Source organism: Citrobacter sp. FDAARGOS_156 (genome assembly GCF_001559235.2).
GTDB lineage: Bacteria > Pseudomonadota > Gammaproteobacteria > Enterobacterales > Enterobacteriaceae > Citrobacter > Citrobacter youngae.
On the sequence record NZ_CP014030.2, the window covers coordinates 4,421,529 to 4,440,169 of the forward strand.

Genomic DNA, 18,641 nt, shown 5'->3' on the forward strand with positions numbered 1-18,641 from the left:
ACCGAGGACGGGACGTAAAATCTGCGCACAGTATATTGATTCACTATGCGTTATGTCAACCTTGTTACGACTATGCAAATCAATGAATGCTGGCCCGTGGATGTTCAGCAAGATAAATATGCCATCCACGCCGTTATTTAACGAAATTATCACTAAACTCTTCCTGTCACCCAGAAAAGATGATTAAATGAAAACTCATTTATTTTGCATAAAAATGCAATTAGTATAATAAGCCGACCTCTTCACCAGTCTATCAAGCAGGGTTTTATTTTATGACGACGATTCTCAAGCATCTCCCGGTAGGTCAACGTATTGGTATCGCTTTTTCCGGCGGCCTGGACACCAGTGCAGCACTGCTGTGGATGCGACAAAAAGGGGCTGTCCCATATGCATATACTGCGAATTTGGGCCAGCCGGATGAGGATGACTATGACGCCATCCCTCGCCGTGCAATGGAATATGGTGCTGAGAATGCTCGCCTGGTAGATTGCCGTAAGCAGCTGGTTGCCGAAGGGATCGCTGCCATTCAGTGCGGTGCATTCCACAACACCACCGGCGGACTGACCTATTTCAATACCACCCCGCTGGGTCGTGCAGTCACCGGCACCATGCTGGTTGCTGCCATGAAAGAAGATGGCGTAAATATCTGGGGTGACGGTAGCACCTATAAAGGGAACGATATTGAACGTTTCTATCGTTACGGCCTGCTGACCAACGCCGAACTGCAGATTTACAAACCATGGCTGGATACCGACTTCATCGACGAACTCGGCGGTCGCCATGAGATGTCCGAATTTATGATTGCCTGTGGTTTCGACTACAAGATGTCTGTCGAAAAAGCGTATTCCACCGACTCCAATATGCTCGGCGCGACCCACGAAGCTAAAGACCTCGAGTTCCTGAACTCCAGCGTCAAAATCGTCAACCCGATTATGGGCGTGAAGTTCTGGGATGAGAGCGTGAAGATCCCGGCAGAAGAAGTGACCGTGCGTTTTGAACAAGGCCATCCGGTTGCCCTGAACGGTAAGACCTTCAGTGACGACGTTGAGATGATGCTGGAAGCCAACCGTATCGGCGGCCGTCATGGTCTGGGTATGAGCGACCAGATTGAAAACCGTATCATTGAAGCAAAAAGCCGCGGTATCTATGAAGCCCCGGGGATGGCACTGCTGCACATCGCCTACGAGCGTCTGCTGACCGGTATTCACAACGAAGACACCATTGAGCAGTATCACGCGCACGGTCGCCAGTTGGGTCGTCTGCTGTATCAGGGCCGCTGGTTCGACTCTCAGGCGCTGATGCTGCGTGATGGTCTGCAGCGTTGGGTTGCCAGCCAGATCACCGGTGAAGTCACGCTGGAACTGCGTCGCGGTAACGACTATTCAATCCTCAACACCGTGTCTGACAACCTGACCTACAAGCCAGAACGTCTGACCATGGAGAAAGGTGATTCGGTATTCTCGCCAGACGATCGTATCGGTCAGTTGACTATGCGTAATCTGGATATCACCGATACCCGCGAGAAGCTGTTTGGCTACGCGCAGTCTGGCCTGCTCACCGCCTCTTCCGCAACCGGCCTGCCGCAGGTTGAGAATCTGGAAAACAAGGCGAAATAATCATTCATCGTCTTAAGGCCGCGAAAGCGGCCTTTTTTATGCGCGGAATATAGAGTGTTTGTAGGCCTGATAAGCGTAGCACCATCAGGCGTTGTAATAATGTCGGATGGCGGCGTAAACGCCTTATCCGACCTACAGGCCTACAGGACAGCCACAAATAACAGACGAAAAAAAAGACGCTTTGCAGCGTCTTTTTTTTGGAATTTGGTACCGAGGATGGGACTCGAACCCACAAGCCCGTTAGGGCACTACCACCTCAAGGTAGCGTGTCTACCAATTCCACCACCTCGGTACAGAATACTTAGTGCGGGATATCGCTGGTCGGCTGAGCCGGAGCAGCTGGCTGAGTTTGCTCGGTTTTCGCCGGTGCGCTCAGATTTTCCCACTCACTTCCTTTATTGGTCTTATTGCTGTTCATGTTACCCAGCACCAGACTGATAATGAAGAACAGAGTTCCTAACACAGCTGTCATACGGGTCATGAAGTTGCCAGAACCACTTGAACCAAACAGTGTACCAGAAGCGCCTGCGCCAAAAGAGGCTCCCATATCAGCGCCTTTGCCTTGCTGCAGCATGATCAAGCCTACCAGGCCAATTGCCACAATAAGGAAAACTACTAAAAGAGCTTCGTGCATAATCAACCTGTTCCTTGCGGAGTTGCCGCGTACAATGCTTCGACCATTAAAGCGGGAATATTTACTGTTTCCCACTGAAGCGGGTGTGAATACTAACCAAAGCGAATAACCTTCGCAAGGGCAATTTGTTAGCATTGTATCAAGTGCGGAAAAAATCGCCACATCAATCAAAAACGCAGCAACTTATCCCAGCATCGCTGCATTACTGACCGCTGATCGTCAAGGTTTGCCCAAACAACAATTGGGATCTCACAAACCAGATCCGAATTTTCTGGCCAACACTGAATGATCTCCTGATTCACCAGCTCCTCAGCCACCATTGATTCAGGTAACCATGCCATTCCCATATGGCGCAGTACCATTTCTCGTATTGTTTCGCTTAGCCCAGTCTCAAACACTTTTTTCAACCGTGGGCGCACTCGTTGTTCTGCCGGATCAATAATACGTCTGACAAAGGTATAGTCGCTGTAGCATAGCCAGGGGATCGCGGTATGCGGATCATCCAGTTTGTCCGCGAGTTGCGCAGAAACCACCGGGATAAAACGCTCATATCGCCATAAAGAACGTTTCAGCCCTCCGGCAATCTCCAGCCCCGGTTGTGAAGAGGGTAAATCGTACGTCACCAGCATATCAATTTGCCGGTTTATCAGGGCATTAAAGTGATTATCAATCCCCTGGATGCTGGCATTTACCGTGAAGTTTAATTGCGGTTCACTTTGGCGCAAATAGTTGATCATATCCGGCAAGATATTCACCGACAGCGTATGCAGGCTAACCATTACCAGCGTATTGTCCGTTGCTGGCATCATCGCCGACAGCTCGTGGCGCGCCTCTGTTAACGTGCTGAGGACGTGCCTGGCATAAGGTTCAAAGCGTTCGCCATAACAGGTTAGTGTAACGGGCGTCGTGGTGCGGTCAAACAGCGGGACCCCCAACATCTCCTCCAGAGCCTTTATACGTCGGCTTAGCGCGGGTTGGGTGATATGCCGCTGTATCGCTGCCTGGGAGTAATTCCCATACTGGCTCAACGCCAGAAAATCTTCTAACCACTTCGAATCCACGTCTCATTCCCCATCATGCCATAACCGTATCCACCGATGACAAATCGGCAATAGTCACAGTTATAGTAATGGCTTTAATGTGGGCATCATAACAACAATATTCTGTTTCACCTGCCGACTCTCACCCTCGACGTTTGACAGGACCGATATGTTTACTTTACTGACCAATGCCCGCGTTTTTTCTCCGGAGGATTTAGGCCTCTGTTCCCTGCTCATACATGCCGATCGCATTGTGGCTGTTGAAAAAGATATTGCACTCTTTGATGGTGTCAAAGAGGTCATCGATTGCCGCGGTAAGTGGGTAATTCCCGGAATTATCGATCAGCATGTTCATCTTACCGGCGGCGGCGGTGAAGCCGGCTTTGCCAGCCGGACGCCAGCCGTCAAGCTGCGCGATCTGATTCAGGCCGGTATTACGACGGTCGTCGGCGTGCTGGGTACTGATGCGATATCCCGCTCCCCGAAAGATCTTTACGCCAAAATGCAGTCCCTCAATCTGGAAGGCCTGCGTGCGTATATGCATACTGGAGCCTACGCGGTACCCAGCCCGACAATTACACGATCCATTCGCGATGATATGGCATTTATCCCGGCAATCCTGGGTGTCAAAATCGCCCTCGCCGACCACCGTGGCTCTTACCCCTCTTTCCAGGAATTATTGAGGATAGTCAGTGATATCCGCGTGGCTTCACTGCTGGCCGGAAAAAAAGGGTTGCTGCACGTACACCTGGGCAATCTGCCGGAAGGGATGTCACAGCTGATGGAACTGTGTGATGCCGGTATTCCAATTCATCACATTTCACCGACGCATGTCGCGAGGACAGAAGCATTGTTCGAACAGGCTATCGCTTTCGCACATCGCGGTGGCCATATCGACGTGACGTCTGGCGGCAGTCGATTTATGCCCCAGGAGCAAGCGATTCTCCACGCGCTGGAATCACAGGTTCCGGCCGATCGCATCACCATTAGCTCTGATGGCAATGGCAGCGTGCCGCGCTTTAATGCGCAAGGCATCGTAGAAGGGTTAAGCGCCGCGCCGGTAGCTGGCAACCTCAACCTGCTGCCTCGTCTGATTGATGTCGGTATTCCAGTGTCTCAGGCGATCGCGATGTTGACGGCGAACGTCGCACGCTCACTGGGTATTTCTGGCGGCGTACTTTGCGCAGGAGAACGTGCTGATATTTGCGTGCTCAATGACGACCTCTCACTGACCCACCTGTTTGCCGCTGGAAAGCTGCTACTGCGTGATGGTGAGTGTCTGGTTACCGGCAACTTCGAGTAAGGGGGCGAGAATGTCATTATTACTGGCGCTACTCGCCATCATTTTTGCCGGACGTCTGATCCTGAAAAAGTACCACCCTCAGTCGGTGTTGCTCTTAACCGGGATCGTACTACTGCTTGTCGCGCATTTTAGCGGGATGACCACGCTCAGTAGCCTGGTAAAAAAGAGCACCGGATTTGGCCCATTTGACGCCTTTGAGTTTATTCGCGACACCCTGAGCGTGCGTCTCGGCGGTCTCGGGCTACAAATCATGCTGATAGGTGGCTTTGCCACCTATATGTCGGCCATTGGCGCAAGTCAGGTGCTGGTGCGCGTCACATCCCGCCCCTTGCAACGTCTGAACTCCCCTTACCTGCTGCTAGGGCTGGCCTTGCTGCTGGGCCAATTTCTGTCGCTATTTATCAGTAGCGCCACCGGACTGGGTCTGCTATTGATGGCAACGCTTTACCCCCTGCTGACCCGTCTTGGCTGCAGCCGCGCCGCCGTTGCTGCAGTTATCGCCAGTACCTGTGCCGTTGAATTTGGCCCGGGTTCCGGGAACTCAGTTCTCGCCGCTAAAACGGCGGGTATCGAGGTAGTTAACTATTTTGTTCAGGATCAGTTACCGATCGTTGTCCCCGTTATTCTGTTCATCGCCCTGCTGCATATTGTTGTACAACGCTTTTTCGATCGCCGGGAGAGCGATGACAATACCGCGCAGCAAATGCAGACATTAACCTCAACCGAAGAAGCTGAAGCGCCGGTTGCCTGGCTATTCCTGCCGATGTTACCGCTGGTGTTGATGCTGGTGTGCAGTGATTTAGTATTCAGCTCACTCAAAATTACGCTCGATACCGCCGTACTGATAAGCCTGGCCATTACCCTGATTTGCGAATATTACCTCCATCGTAAAGCTCGCGACGTGATGGCTGGCGTACAAAAAGTCTTCGACAGCATGGGCAGTGTGTTTGCCACGGTAGTCACGCTGATTATCGCCGGTGAAGTCTTCTCCGCCGGTCTGAAAGCGATTGGTGCGGTTGATGCGCTGCTGTCACTCTCAGGAGAATTTGGCCTCAGCGCAGCTTCCATAATCTTGCTGATGACGCTAATCACCTTTGCGATTTCAGCGTTGATGGGCTCCGGAAATGCAGCATTTTTCTCCTTCGCCCCGATGGTGCCGGATATCAGCCGCCATATCGGCAGCGACGTGGCGGTTATGATGCTACCGATTCAGATCTCAGCGGGCATTGGACGGACATTGTCGCCTATTGCCGGCGTGATTATCGCCATCGCCGGGATCGCAGGTGTATCACCGGTGGATATCGTTAAACGCACCGCAATTCCGATGCTGGGAGGATGGCTGCTGATGATTGCGCTGACATTCGCCCGATCCGGGCACTTGTTGGCGGTTCTCCCGTGGCTGAGCGTCCTCGTGCTATTGATGGTCGGTGGCTACTTCTGGCAGCGCCGACGTAAACAGCCGCTGGCAGTACAGTAAAAAAAAGCCGGAGTCTCTCAGACTCCGGCTCTTACACTTTACGGAAAGGGTTAAACGGCTTTCACTGCATCCGCAATGCGGTGCGCAAACTCCGTAACCTGTGCTTCGTCTTCACCTTCAACCATCACACGAATTAACGGTTCGGTACCAGACTTACGCAGCAGGACGCGTCCACGGTTACCCAGCGCCGCTTCCACTTCCGCCATCACCGCCTTCACGTTTTCATGTTCCAGCGGATCGCCGCTACCTGCGGTGTAACGTACGTTAACCAGCAGCTGTGGGAACATTTTCATACCGCTGCACAGGTCGTGCAAACTCATATGGTTGCGCACCATCGCCGCCAGCACCTGCAGGCCCGCCACGATGCCGTCACCGGTAGTGGTTTTGTCCAGCAGGATCACATGACCAGAGTTTTCGGCACCGATACGCCAGCCTTTTTCCTGCATTTTTTCCAGCACATAGCGGTCGCCAACTTTCGCACGGGCAAACGGAATACCCAGCTGTTTCAGCGCCAGCTCGAGGCCCATGTTGCTCATCAGTGTACCTACCGCACCACCACGCAGTTGCCCCTGGCGCAGCGCTTCACGAGCGATGATGTACATGATCTGGTCGCCGTCGACTTTATTACCTTCGTGATCAACCATAATGACGCGGTCGCCGTCACCGTCCAGAGCAATACCCAGATCGGCTTTTTCCGCGATTACGCGCGCCTGCAGCGCACGAACATCGGTCGCGCCGACTTCTTCATTGATGTTCACGCCGTTCGGTTCACAGCCAATCGCAATGACGTTAGCACCCAGCTCGCGCAGTACATTTGGCGCAATGTGGTACGTTGCGCCGTTAGCGCAGTCCACCACAATTTTAAGCTCGTTCAGGCTCAGTTCATTCGGGAATGTGCCTTTGCAGAACTCAATATAACGACCGGCAGCATCGACAATACGACTGGCTTTACCCAGTTCGGCCGAATCCACGCAGGTGATTGCTTTTTCCATCTCCGCTTCAATTGCTTCTTCAACTGCATCCGGCAGTTTGGTCCCGTCGATGGAGAAGAATTTAATCCCGTTGTCATAAAATGGGTTGTGAGAAGCGGAGATAACAATCCCGGCTTCAGCACGGAAAGCACGCGTCAGATAAGCAACGGCAGGTGTTGGCATGGGGCCGGTGAAAGAAGCTGACAACCCCGCGGCAGCCAGGCCCGCTTCCAGCGCAGATTCCAGCATATAGCCGGAAATACGCGTATCTTTACCGATAATGATTTTGCGTGAACCATGACGTGCCAGCACTTTTCCTGCCGCCCAGCCCAGCTTGAGCACAAAGTCAGGAGTGATTGGAGCGTCGCCTACACGACCACGAATCCCATCGGTGCCAAAATATTTACGATTACTCATAGCGTTTGTTTTCCTTTGCAGACAATGTGGCTTCCACCACACGCATCGCTTCTACGGTTTCTTTGACGTCATGGACACGAATAATCTGCGCTCCCTGCATTGCGGCAATGACCGCGCATGCAAGGCTGCCGCTCAAACGCTCAGATGGACCCACATTGAGCAATTGGCCAACCATTGATTTTCGTGACATCCCTACCAGCAGCGGCAGATTAAAATGATGAAATTCCGCCAGACGTGCCAGCAATGTGTAGTTGTGAGTAAGATTTTTACCGAATCCGAATCCTGGGTCGAGTAGCAATTTATCTTTTGTGATTCCGGCCCGTTCACAACGTGCTATTTGCTCAACAAAGTAACGATTTACCTCAGCAAATACATCCTCATACTTCGGTGCTTCCTGCATAGTTTTCGGCTGCCCCTGCATATGCATCAGGCAAACCGGCAATCCAGTTTCTGCCGCAGCTTCCAGCGCGCCCGGCTCCGAGAGTGAGCGAATGTCATTAATGATATGTGCGCCCACTCTGGCGCACTCACGAATGACCTCTGGTTTTGAGGTATCTACCGAAATCCACACTTCAAAACGTTGAGCAATTGCCTCCACCACCGGGATCACTCGCTGCAGTTCTTCTTCCACGCTAACATCCGCCGCTCCCGGTCGCGTAGACTCACCACCCACATCAATGATAGTCGCCCCTGCGTTAATCATCAGATTTGCGTGTTTTACCGCCTCAACCAGAGAGTTGTGCGCCCCGCCATCAGAAAAAGAGTCTGGTGTGACGTTTAAAATCCCCATGACGTGGGGATGGCTGAGATCCAGCGAAGATCCCTGAGCAAAGAGTTTCATAGTGTTATCCCTGGTATATACCCAATGAATTTCGAGTTGCATCTGCATTAGCTTTCCTCGCTCACCCCAGTCACGTACTGATGTACGCTCCAGGGGATTCCCTGCGTCGCCGCCTTGATGCAACTCGAAATTCATTGGGTATAAGTTGATAAATAAAAAAACCCCGGAGCAAGCCCCAGGGTTTTCAATTAAAACATGGTCATCAGATGACGATAACTTATTTGTCGCCTAACTGCTCTGACATGTTGCCCGGGTTCGGCGTACGCGGCTCTTCAGCCGGACGCGGTGCACTCGGGGTGCCATTGTTGCCAGAGTTGTTAGATGAACCAGACTCTTCCCAACCCGCTGGCGGGCGCACATCGCGGCGAGCCATCAGATCATCAATCTGCGGTGCATCGATGGTCTCATATTTCATGAGCGCATCTTTCATCGAGTGCAGAATGTCCAGGTTATCGTTCAGCAGACGGCGAGCACGGTCATAGTTGCGCTCAATCAGTGATTTCACTTCCTGATCGATAATACGCGCGGTTTCATCGGACATATGTTTTGCTTTCGCAACAGAACGACCGAGGAACACTTCGCCTTCTTCTTCCGCGTACAGCAACGGCCCCAGTTTGTCAGAGAAGCCCCACTGAGTGACCATGTTACGCGCCAGGTTCGTCGCGACTTTAATGTCGTTGGACGCACCGGTAGAAACATGTTCAGCACCGTAGATGATCTCTTCCGCCAGGCGACCGCCGTACAGCGTGGAGATCTGACTTTCCAGTTTCTGACGGCTGGCGCTAATTGCGTCGCCTTCAGGCAGGAAGAAGGTGACACCCAGCGCACGACCGCGCGGAATAATCGTCACTTTGTGCACCGGATCGTGCTCCGGCACCAGGCGACCGATGATTGCATGGCCAGCTTCGTGATACGCGGTAGATTCTTTCTGCGCTTCCGTCATCACCATGGAGCGACGTTCCGCACCCATCATGATTTTGTCTTTCGCTTTCTCGAACTCAACCATCGATACAACACGCTTGTTACCACGCGCTGCAAACAGTGCCGCTTCGTTCACCAGGTTCGCAAGATCCGCACCGGAGAAACCAGGCGTACCACGAGCAATGATTGCCGCATCGATATCCGGAGACAGCGGTACGCGACGCATATGCACTTTCAGAATCTGTTCACGACCGCGAACGTCTGGCAGCCCCACCACAACCTGACGGTCAAAACGGCCTGGGCGCAGCAGCGCAGGGTCAAGAACATCCGGACGGTTAGTTGCCGCGATAACGATAATACCTTCGTTACCTTCGAAGCCGTCCATCTCAACCAGCATCTGGTTCAGCGTCTGTTCACGTTCATCGTGACCGCCACCCAGACCAGCGCCACGCTGGCGACCTACGGCGTCGATTTCATCGATGAAGATGATACACGGTGCCGCTTTCTTGGCTTGTTCGAACATGTCACGCACACGAGATGCGCCCACACCAACGAACATTTCCACGAAATCAGAACCGGAAATTGTGAAGAATGGAACCTTCGCTTCACCCGCGATGGCTTTTGCCAGCAGGGTTTTACCTGTACCCGGAGGACCAACCATCAGGACGCCTTTCGGGATCTTACCGCCCAGCTTCTGGAAACGGCTCGGTTCGCGCAGGTATTCAACCAGTTCAGCAACCTCTTCTTTCGCTTCGTCACAACCCGCGACATCAGCAAAAGTGGTTTTAATCTGATCTTCGGTCAACATGCGCGCTTTGCTCTTACCGAACGACATGGCACCTTTGCCACCACCGCCCTGCATTTGACGCATAAAGAAGATCCAGACACCAATCAGCAGCAGCATTGGGAACCAGGAAATGAAGATAGAAGCCAGCAGGCTCGGCTCTTCAGGCGGCTCACCAACAACCTTGACGTTTTTGGTCAGCAGGTTATCAAGCAGCTTCGGATCGTTAACCGGAATGTAGGTCGTGTAACGGTTACTATCTTTCTTGGTAACGTTAATCTCACGTCCGTTGATACGCGCTTCACGAACCTGGTCCTGATTGACCTCTTGCAGGAAGGTAGAGTAATCAACCTTACGGCCATTAGACTCGCTGGGCCCAAAGCTCTGGAATACTGACATCAGCACAACGGCAATGACCAGCCAGAGTATTAGGTTTTTCGCCATGTCACTCAAGGGATTAACCTCATATTACAACTGTGTTAAAAACAGCGTCAGGATACTCTATATCCAGTGTCTTTCAAACTTTCGTTTGAAATCTACCGGTTATGGTTTACGCCCGGTCGCTACAATGTACACTTCACGCGAACGGGCGCGAGAAGAGTCCGGCTTACGAACTTTGACCTTCGTAAACAGGGAGCGAATCTCTCTTAGATACTCATCGAAGCCTTCGCCCTGGAACACCTTCACTACAAAACTACCACCTGGCGCTAATACATCACGAGCCATTCCAAGTGCCAGTTCAACCAGATACATGGCCCGGGGAATATCCACCGCCGGTGTTCCACACATATTTGGCGCCATATCAGACATGACAACTTGTACTTTACTGTCACCTACACGCTCAAGTAACGCTTTCAGGACTAATTCATCACGAAAGTCGCCCTGAAGGAAGTCCACACCAACGATTGGATCCATAGGTAAAAGATCGCAAGCGATAATGCGGCCGCTGTTTCCGATCTGCGTAACCGCATATTGCGACCAGCCACCGGGTGCAGCGCCGAGGTCAACAATCGTCATCCCCGGTTTAAAAATTTTGTCACTTTGCTGTATTTCATCAAGTTTAAACCAGGCACGGGAACGTAACCCCTTTTTCTGTGCCTGTTGAACATATTTATCGCTAAAGTGTTCCTGAAGCCAGCGACTCGAGCTGGCAGAACGCTTTTTACCTGTCATTTCACTTTCCCATCGGGCAGTTCATCGTAACCAATGGTGTAAATATCTACACAGCTATTTGGCGATATATGGGAGATGGCGGTAGAATGACCCGTTTTCAATCCCAACGTAAGCAAAAATATACGATGAATCTGAGTACTAAACAAAAACAGCACCTGAAAGGTCTGGCACATCCGCTCAAGCCTGTAGTTATGCTTGGCAATAATGGTTTGACCGAAGGGGTACTGGCCGAGATTGAACAAGCGTTAGAGCACCATGAGCTTATCAAGGTGAAAATCGCCTCGGAAGATCGCGATACTAAAACCTTGATCGTGGAAGCTATCGTACGCGAAACCGGCGCCTGCAATGTACAGGTCATCGGCAAAACGCTGGTACTGTATCGCCCGACTAAAGAACGTAAAATCTCGCTGCCACGCTAAGAATATCCCAAAGTTGAACACGAAGTTTGTGTAAAACGCGGGAATTTCCGCTAGCAGGAGAGCAAAATGCCACGCTCTCTTCGTTGATAAAAGGCCGCTATGCGGCCTTTTTCCTTTCTTTACAATACATCAACATCTTGAGTATTGGGAAATTCTTACAGGTATTCGACCTTCGTCACTTCATACTCAACTTCGCCGCCCGGCGTTTTGATAACCACCACGTCATCCTGCTCTTTACCAATCAGGCCACGAGCAATAGGTGAGTTCACCGAAATCAGGTTTTGTTTAAAATCGGCCTCATCATCGCCCACAATGCGCCAGGTCTGCTCTTCATCGTTATCAAGATTCAGAACGGTAACCGTCGCACCGAACACAACGCGGCCGTTATTTGGCATTTTAGTGACGTCAATAACCTGCGCGTTAGACAGTTTGGCTTCGATATCTTTAATGCGACCCTCGCAGAATCCCTGCTGTTCACGCGCCGCGTGATACTCCGCGTTCTCTTTCAGGTCACCGTGTTCACGCGCTTCCGCGATCGCGGCAATAATTTCAGGGCGACGCACAGATTTAAGAAAATCCAGTTCTTCGCGCAGTTTTTCAGCACCACGTAAGGTCATCGGGATAGCTTGCATTTGTTATACCTCTTGAACATTCCTGTAGGGGGTGGTTGTCCTCACCCCGGCTGCTAAGCCCACCCTGGCATACGCCATGCCAGAGTCAGAAGCAAAAAAATACCGACCCGGGGCACGAGGTCCCAGGTCAGCTACAATTCTCCATTTGATGTTCATTTTACCCTGGAGTTCCCTATGGGTCATCGTTTACTTTTTGGGGCGTTGCGCCGTAGTATGACGGCCTGTTTCCAGGTTGTTAGCGCGAGATTATGCGATTTTCCAGATTTACTATTGGATTGACTGCCAGTATAGCGTTCAGCGTTCAGGCTGCGAACGTCGACGAGTATATCAATCAGCTCCCTGCCGGGGCCAACCTCGCCCTTATGGTACAGAAGGTTGGCGCTCCTGCTCCTGCTATTGATTTTCATAGCCAGCAGATGGCACTCCCCGCCAGTACCCAGAAAGTGATCACCGCGCTGGCGGCATTGATTCAGCTCGGGCCGGACTTTCGTTTTACCACCACGCTTGAGACGAAAGGCAACGTGGAAGGCGGAGTATTAAAAGGTGACTTGGTAGCGCGATTTGGTGCCGATCCGACGTTAAAACGTCAGGATATCCGCAATATGGTGGCAACCCTGAAAAAATCAGGCGTGACGCAAATTGCCGGAAATGTCCTGATCGACACCTCTATTTTCGCCAGTCATGATAAAGCCCCTGGCTGGCCCTGGAACGACATGACGCAGTGTTTTAGCGCACCGCCCGCAGCAGCCATTGTCGATCGTAACTGTTTCTCGGTTTCACTCTACAGCGCGCAAAAACCTAACGATCTCGCGTTTATCCGCGTGGCATCTTATTACCCGGTCACCATGTTCAGCCAGGTGCGTACTCTCGCTCGTGGCTCTGCCGAAGCGCAATATTGTGAACTGGATGTGGTTCCCGGCGATCTCAACCGCTATACGCTGACCGGATGCCTGCCCCAACGAGCCGATCCGCTGCCGCTGGCGTTCGCCATTCAGGACGGAGCCAGCTATGCCGGGGCGATTATCAAAGATGAGCTAAAACAAGCAGGGATCACTTACAGCGGTACTCTGCTGCGCCAGACGCAGGTCAACGAACCGGGAACCGTAGTCGCCAGCAAACAATCAGCACCGTTGCATGATCTGCTTAAGATTATGCTGAAAAAATCAGACAACATGATTGCCGACACCGTTTTTCGCATGATTGGCCATGCGCGATTTAACGTACCGGGCACCTGGCGGGCAGGTTCAGATGCCGTACGTCAGATCCTGCGTCAGCAGGCGGGCGTCGATATTGGCAACACGATTATTGCCGACGGCTCTGGCCTCTCTCGCCATAACCTGATTGCCCCCGCCACCATGATGCAGGTGCTGCAATATATCGCTCAACACGATAACGAGCTGAACTTTATCACTATGCTGCCGCTGGCGGGGCACGACGGCTCCCTGCAATACCGTGCGGGTCTGCATCAGGCTGGTGTTGATGGTAAGGTTTCAGCGAAAACAGGCTCACTTCAAGGGGTGTACAACCTCGCGGGGTTCATCACCACCGCCAGCGGGCAACGCATGGCGTTCGTGCAGTATCTGTCTGGCTATGCGGTAGAGCCTGCAGACCAGCGCAACCGACGTATTCCACTGGTGCGCTTCGAGAGTCGGCTGTACAAAGATATATATCAAAATAACTGAGTATGTTTGCCGGATGGCGGCGCAAACGCGCCTTATCCGGCCTACAGCGCGTCCTGGAAACAAAAACCCCGGCAACATGGCCGGGGTTTTTATTGGGATTAACGCTTGTAAATGAACTCAACGCCTTCTTCGTCGTCTTCGTCCCAATCATCATCCCAGTCATCTTCCGCTTCGTCTTCGACTTCAGCGAGCTGCTGGCGGTGATAATCATCCCACATGAACTCAACTTTCTCCGGCTGTTTCGCTTCTTCAGCCTGAACGATTGGGTTCTCAATGATAAAGGTCATTACATCCCAGCAAAGATCCTTCACACCCAGCTGGCTGGCGGCAGAGATCAGGTAATATTTACCTTCCCAGCCCAGCGCTTCAGCGATGGCTTTCGCTTTTTCTTCCGCTTCAGCTTTGTCCATCAAATCAATTTTGTTGAACACTAACCAGCGTGGTTTAGACGCCAGATCCTGACTGTATTTTTCCAGTTCGCCAATAATGATACGGGCGTTTTCTACCGGATCGGAACCGTCAATCGGATCGATATCAATGAGGTGCAGCAACACGCGGCAACGCTCCAGGTGCTTCAGGAAGCGGATACCAAGACCAGCGCCTTCAGCCGCGCCTTCAATCAGACCCGGAATGTCGGCAACCACGAAGCTCTTTTCGTTGTCCATACGCACAACGCCGAGGCTCGGTACCAGCGTGGTGAACGGATAATCCGCCACTTTCGGTTTCGCCGCAGACACTGCACGGATAAACGTCGATTTACCGGCGTTTGGCATACCCAGCATACCCACGTCTGCCAGCAGCATCAGCTCCAGCATCAGGTCACGCTTATCGCCAGGTGTACCCATCGTTTTCTGACGCGGGGTACGGTTGACCGACGATTTAAAACGGGTGTTACCCAGACCGTGCCAGCCGCCTTTAGCGACCATCAGACGCTGACCGTGTTTGGTCATGTCGCCCATAGTTTCGCCCGTGCCCTGATCGATAACACGCGTACCGACAGGCACTTTAATCGTGACATCTTTACCACGCTTACCGGTGCAATCACGGCTCGCGCCATTCTGACCACGTTCCGCACGGAATGATTTTTCAAAACGGTAATCGATCAGCGTGTTCAGGTTTTCGTCGGCTTCCAGCCAGACGTCACCGCCATCACCACCGTCACCACCGTCCGGACCGCCTTTTGGGATGTATTTTTCGCGGCGGAAGCTGACACAACCGTTACCGCCATCGCCTGCAACGACCAGAATCGATGCTTCATCAACAAACTTCATTTTACTCTCCGTAAATCATTCGCCTGAGCGGGGTTGCGAAACCACCGTTTCATGCTTACGTAAACCGCCCCAAATTCGATGACCAATGGCGGAATACATCGCGCCCGCAACCACGATAAACGCACCGAGATAACCTAAAAGGTTTAGCATCGGTCTGGCGAAGAAATCGGGCCAGGCCAGTGATAATAAATCTGAAAATAACAACGTAAACAGCGGCGTGAGCGTAATTATGGCGCTCACCTGCGCCGCCTGCCAGCGAGCCATTGCTTCCGCAAGGGCACCGTATCCTACCAGCGTATTCAGGCCGCAGAACACGAGGCATGCCAGCTGCCAGTCGCTGAGTTGCGCTATTACACCGGGTTTAGCCAGCGGCAATAACGCAATCGTACATAAAGTGTACAGTAAAAACAGGATCTGCGGTGATGCCAGGCGGCGCAATAACACCTTTTGCGCGACCCCATAACACACCCAAACCGTCGCGGCACCGACACCAAAGATCACGCCCCAGGTGTAATCGGTCAGCCGGGTAAAAATTTCGATCAGACTGGTATTAAAAAACAGGACCAGCCCGCTCAGAAGCATAATAGCGCCAATAATCTGCGTGCCGCGCATCTTCTCCTTCAGGATAAAGACGCTGGCGATCATCATACCAACAGGTGACAGTTGACCGATAACCTGCGAAGCCGTTGGGCTTAAATATTGCAAGGATGAACTAAACAGAATGAAGTTACCGAACAGCCCACCGGTAGCGATAGCCAGCAGTACCAGCCAACGCGCTTTGCGAAAAATACGCAATGGAGGGAGCTTTTTTTTAACCGCAAGAATAGCGCCTAGGCCAATACTTGCCATTAAAAAACGGTAAAACACCACGGTAGGAGGCTCCATCACCTCCAGCACTTGCTTCATCGCTATTGGTAAAGCCCCCCAACAGACAGCTGTCGTGAGTGCTAACAGAATACCAATGCCTGCCTGCTGCTTCATGCCGTATTCCCTGCAAGGGCTCGTTTCCGGGTTGTCACGCGCGACGAGCGTATTTACCGGCCGTCGAATGTAAAAAGCCCCGCAACGTGTTGCGGGGCTTTTATCCGTTACCGGGACGCGAAAAACTTATTCAGCAACGATGCTGATGAATTTACGGTTTTTCGGGCCTTTCACTTCAAATTTCACTTTACCGTCTGCTTTAGCAAACAGAGTGTGGTCTTTGCCGCAACCAACGTTGGAGCCAGCGTGGAATTTAGTACCACGTTGACGAACGATGATGCTACCAGCCAGAACTGTTTCACCGCCGAAGCGTTTTACGCCCAGACGTTTAGCTTCTGAATCGCGACCGTTACGAGTCGAGCCGCCAGCCTTTTTATGTGCCATTTAATCTGCTCCCCTTAACTTAAGCGCTGATGCCAGTGATTTTCACATCAGTGAACCACTGACGATGGCCCTGCTGCTTACGGTAGTGTTTACGACGACGAAACTTAACAATTTTAACTTTCTCGCCACGACCGTGAGCAACGACTTCAGCTTTGATAACGCCGCCATCAACGAAAGGAACGCCGATTTTGACTTCTTCACCGTTTGCGATCATCAGAACTTCAGCGAACTCAACAGATTCGCCAGTTGCGATGTCCAGCTTTTCCAGGCGAACGGTCTGACCTTCGCTTACTCGGTGTTGTTTACCACCACTTTGGAAAACCGCGTACATAAAAAACTCCGCTTCCGCGCACACCTTTTTGATGATTCAGAGTGCGCTATAAATATTCACAATAGGGCGCGAATATTACGCAAAACGCGAGCCTTTGACAAGTGCTACCGTCAATACATGAAGAAAAAAAACACAACGTGTACCGTAACGTTTATCTGCGGCGTTTTTTCAGTACAATCAGCATATATTTCTAACCCTAAACCCGACGTTACCTTCTCAAATAGTGAGGTAATCGGGGCGAGAAGCCCGGCTTTTGCGATGAATTTAGAAAAAATCAATGAGTTAACCGCGCAAGATATGGCGGGGGTCAATGCGACAATCCTTGAACAGCTCAATTCCGACGTCCAGTTGATCAATCAATTGGGGTACTACATCGTGAGCGGCGGCGGAAAACGCATTCGTCCAATGATCGCTGTACTCGCGGCGCGCGCTGTTGGTTATCAGGAAAATGCCCACGTCACGATCGCTGCCTTAATCGAGTTTATCCACACCGCGACCCTGCTTCATGACGATGTAGTGGATGAATCCGATATGCGCCGTGGGAAAGCCACGGCGAATGCAGCCTTTGGTAATGCGGCCAGCGTTCTGGTCGGCGATTTTATCTATACCCGCGCCTTTCAGATGATGACCAGCCTCGGTTCGCTGAAAGTGCTGGAAGTGATGTCTAAAGCGGTCAACGTTATTGCTGAAGGCGAAGTCCTGCAGTTAATGAACGTCAATGACCCGGATATCACCGAAGAAAACTATATGCGTGTTATCTACAGCAAGACGGCTCGTCTGTTTGAAGCCGCGGCCCAATGTTCAGGTATCCTTGCAGGTTGTAGCGATGAGCAAGAGAAAGGCCTGCAGGATTATGGCCGTTACCTTGGCACCGCTTTCCAGCTTATCGACGATTTACTGGATTACAGCGCAGATGGCGAGCAGTTGGGTAAAAACGTCGGGGATGACCTCAACGAAGGTAAACCTACGCTACCGCTACTGCATGCGATGCGTCACGGCACTCCTGAGCAGGCGCAAATGATTCGCCAGGCGATTGAGCAAGGTAATGGTCGCCACCTTCTGGAGCCGGTTCTGGAAGCAATGAACGCTTGCGGATCACTGGAATGGACCCGTCAACGTGCAGAAGAAGAAGCCGATAAAGCCATCGCGGCGCTTCAGGTACTTCCAGATACTCCGTGGAAAGAAGCCCTGATTGGCCTGGCGCATATCGCCGTACAGCGCGACCGTTAATTTCCCTCGTCTCGCTTCCCAGCATCCCGTGCAACACACGGGATGTTCTTATAAGCTCTAAAAAAATCACAAAAACAATCAAACAACATGTATGACCTTGGCATATTCTGAATATTCAAGCACTTTACGAGAACATTTTAGAACATTCGTTCTCGAGGCGTATAGTAACTCCACAGGCTGATTGTGAAACCGTAACTGGTTAACCAAAGGAGATGTGGAACTATGGAAAGCAAATTCATTGACTGGCATCCGGCTGACATCATCGCGGGGCTACGTAAGAAAGGCACGTCAATGGCCGCTGAGTCACGTAAGAATGGCTTGAGTTCATCAACGCTGGCAAATGCGTTAACCCGGCCATGGCCGAAAGGTGAATTGATTATCGCGAGAGCACTGGGAACAGACCCGTGGGTAATTTGGCCGTCACGCTACCATGACACCAGGACGCATGAATTCATCGACAGAACGCGGATGATGAGAGTACGGAAAGAAAAAAAGCGTCTTGAGTAGTGGTGAAACAGCAACCCCCGGATCAAC

At 51.8% G+C, this 18,641-nt stretch carries 18 protein-coding genes and 1 tRNA gene; 7 read left to right on the forward strand and 12 right to left on the reverse strand.

Translation table 11 applies throughout. The features are described from left to right. Positions 1-272 precede the first annotated feature (272 nt). Positions 273-1,616: an argininosuccinate synthase gene (argG, locus tag AL515_RS21775; protein ID WP_005131837.1), complete on the forward strand. Its 1,344-nt coding sequence runs from the start codon at positions 273-275 to the stop codon at positions 1,614-1,616. 205 nt (positions 1,617-1,821) lie between these two features. Here the strand turns inward: argG and AL515_RS21780 are convergent. The 3 genes from AL515_RS21780 to AL515_RS21790 all read right to left on the reverse strand — a co-directional run bounded on the left by AL515_RS21780 (position 1,822) and on the right by AL515_RS21790 (position 3,311). Then, positions 1,822-1,908, reverse strand: a tRNA-Leu gene (locus tag AL515_RS21780). A gap of 9 nt (positions 1,909-1,917) precedes the next feature. Further along, positions 1,918-2,250 carry a preprotein translocase subunit SecG gene (gene secG / locus AL515_RS21785; protein WP_006687886.1) on the reverse strand — a complete coding sequence of 111 codons (333 nt, stop codon included), beginning with the start codon at positions 2,248-2,250 and terminating at the stop codon, positions 1,918-1,920. A gap of 167 nt (positions 2,251-2,417) precedes the next feature. Continuing rightward, positions 2,418-3,311, reverse strand: a complete 894-nt coding sequence (locus AL515_RS21790; RefSeq protein WP_061068684.1) for a LysR family transcriptional regulator — start codon at positions 3,309-3,311, stop codon at positions 2,418-2,420. Between the two features lie 148 nt (positions 3,312-3,459). Here AL515_RS21790 and iadA point away from each other — a divergent pair, with 148 nt between their 5' ends. Beyond that, positions 3,460-4,593 carry a beta-aspartyl-peptidase gene (gene iadA / locus AL515_RS21795; RefSeq protein ID WP_061068685.1) on the forward strand — a complete coding sequence of 378 codons (1,134 nt, stop codon included), beginning with the start codon at positions 3,460-3,462 and terminating at the stop codon, positions 4,591-4,593. 10 nt (positions 4,594-4,603) lie between these two features. Beyond that, positions 4,604-6,070, forward strand: a complete 1,467-nt coding sequence (gene dcuC / locus AL515_RS21800; RefSeq protein WP_061068686.1) for a C4-dicarboxylate transporter DcuC — start codon at positions 4,604-4,606, stop codon at positions 6,068-6,070. Positions 6,071-6,120: 50 nt separating this feature from the next. Here the strand turns inward: dcuC and glmM are convergent, their stop codons facing one another. The 4 genes from glmM to rlmE all read right to left on the reverse strand — a co-directional run bounded on the left by glmM (position 6,121) and on the right by rlmE (position 11,177). Continuing rightward, on the reverse strand, positions 6,121-7,458 hold the full coding sequence (gene glmM, locus AL515_RS21805) for a phosphoglucosamine mutase (RefSeq protein ID WP_061068687.1): 1,338 nt from the start codon (positions 7,456-7,458) through the stop codon (positions 6,121-6,123). Further along, positions 7,451-8,299, reverse strand: coding sequence for a dihydropteroate synthase (folP, locus tag AL515_RS21810; protein ID WP_048213410.1), 849 nt, complete (start codon positions 8,297-8,299; stop codon positions 7,451-7,453). Before folP ends, glmM begins: the two co-directional genes overlap by 8 nt. 217 nt (positions 8,300-8,516) lie before the next feature. After that, on the reverse strand, positions 8,517-10,448 hold the full coding sequence (ftsH, locus tag AL515_RS21815; RefSeq protein ID WP_048213411.1) for an ATP-dependent zinc metalloprotease FtsH: 1,932 nt from the start codon (positions 10,446-10,448) through the stop codon (positions 8,517-8,519). Positions 10,449-10,547: 99 nt separating this feature from the next. Then, positions 10,548-11,177, reverse strand: coding sequence for a 23S rRNA (uridine(2552)-2'-O)-methyltransferase RlmE (rlmE, locus tag AL515_RS21820; protein WP_004106110.1), 630 nt, complete (start codon positions 11,175-11,177; stop codon positions 10,548-10,550). Between the two features lie 125 nt (positions 11,178-11,302). Here rlmE and yhbY point away from each other — a divergent pair, with 125 nt between their 5' ends. Beyond that, complete coding sequence (gene yhbY / locus AL515_RS21825) at positions 11,303-11,596, forward strand: ribosome assembly RNA-binding protein YhbY (RefSeq protein ID WP_003025016.1); 294 nt, start codon at positions 11,303-11,305, stop codon at positions 11,594-11,596. A 155-nt stretch (positions 11,597-11,751) separates the two neighbouring features. On the opposite strand, the gene greA is transcribed toward yhbY, so the two are convergent. After that, a complete protein-coding gene (greA, locus tag AL515_RS21835) occupies positions 11,752-12,228 on the reverse strand; it encodes a transcription elongation factor GreA (RefSeq protein ID WP_003025019.1) in 477 nt (158 codons plus the stop codon). A 248-nt stretch (positions 12,229-12,476) separates the two neighbouring features. Here greA and dacB point away from each other — a divergent pair, with 248 nt between their 5' ends. Next, positions 12,477-13,910, forward strand: coding sequence for a serine-type D-Ala-D-Ala carboxypeptidase (gene dacB, locus AL515_RS21840; protein ID WP_061068688.1), 1,434 nt, complete (start codon positions 12,477-12,479; stop codon positions 13,908-13,910). Positions 13,911-14,008: 98 nt separating this feature from the next. Here the strand turns inward: dacB and cgtA are convergent, their stop codons facing one another. The 4 genes from cgtA to rplU all read right to left on the reverse strand — a co-directional run bounded on the left by cgtA (position 14,009) and on the right by rplU (position 16,877). Further along, positions 14,009-15,181 (reverse strand): Obg family GTPase CgtA, encoded by a 1,173-nt coding sequence (gene cgtA, locus AL515_RS21845; protein ID WP_003828732.1) that lies wholly within the window; start codon positions 15,179-15,181, stop codon positions 14,009-14,011. Between the two features lie 15 nt (positions 15,182-15,196). Continuing rightward, complete coding sequence (locus AL515_RS21850) at positions 15,197-16,162, reverse strand: DMT family transporter (protein WP_048213413.1); 966 nt, start codon at positions 16,160-16,162, stop codon at positions 15,197-15,199. A gap of 126 nt (positions 16,163-16,288) precedes the next feature. Beyond that, positions 16,289-16,546, reverse strand: a complete 258-nt coding sequence (gene rpmA, locus AL515_RS21860) for a 50S ribosomal protein L27 (protein ID WP_003025030.1) — start codon at positions 16,544-16,546, stop codon at positions 16,289-16,291. A 19-nt stretch (positions 16,547-16,565) separates the two neighbouring features. After that, complete coding sequence (gene rplU / locus AL515_RS21865) at positions 16,566-16,877, reverse strand: 50S ribosomal protein L21 (protein WP_003025032.1); 312 nt, start codon at positions 16,875-16,877, stop codon at positions 16,566-16,568. A 258-nt stretch (positions 16,878-17,135) separates the two neighbouring features. Here rplU and ispB point away from each other — a divergent pair, with 258 nt between their 5' ends. Together ispB and sfsB are read left to right on the forward strand one after the other, a co-directional pair. Beyond that, the gene (ispB, locus tag AL515_RS21870; RefSeq protein WP_048213414.1) at positions 17,136-18,107 is read left to right on the forward strand and encodes an octaprenyl diphosphate synthase; all 972 of its coding nucleotides are present in this window, start codon (positions 17,136-17,138) and stop codon (positions 18,105-18,107) included. Between the two features lie 222 nt (positions 18,108-18,329). Then, positions 18,330-18,614 carry a DNA-binding transcriptional regulator SfsB gene (gene sfsB, locus AL515_RS21875; RefSeq protein WP_048213415.1) on the forward strand — a complete coding sequence of 95 codons (285 nt, stop codon included), beginning with the start codon at positions 18,330-18,332 and terminating at the stop codon, positions 18,612-18,614. Positions 18,615-18,641 lie beyond the last annotated feature (27 nt).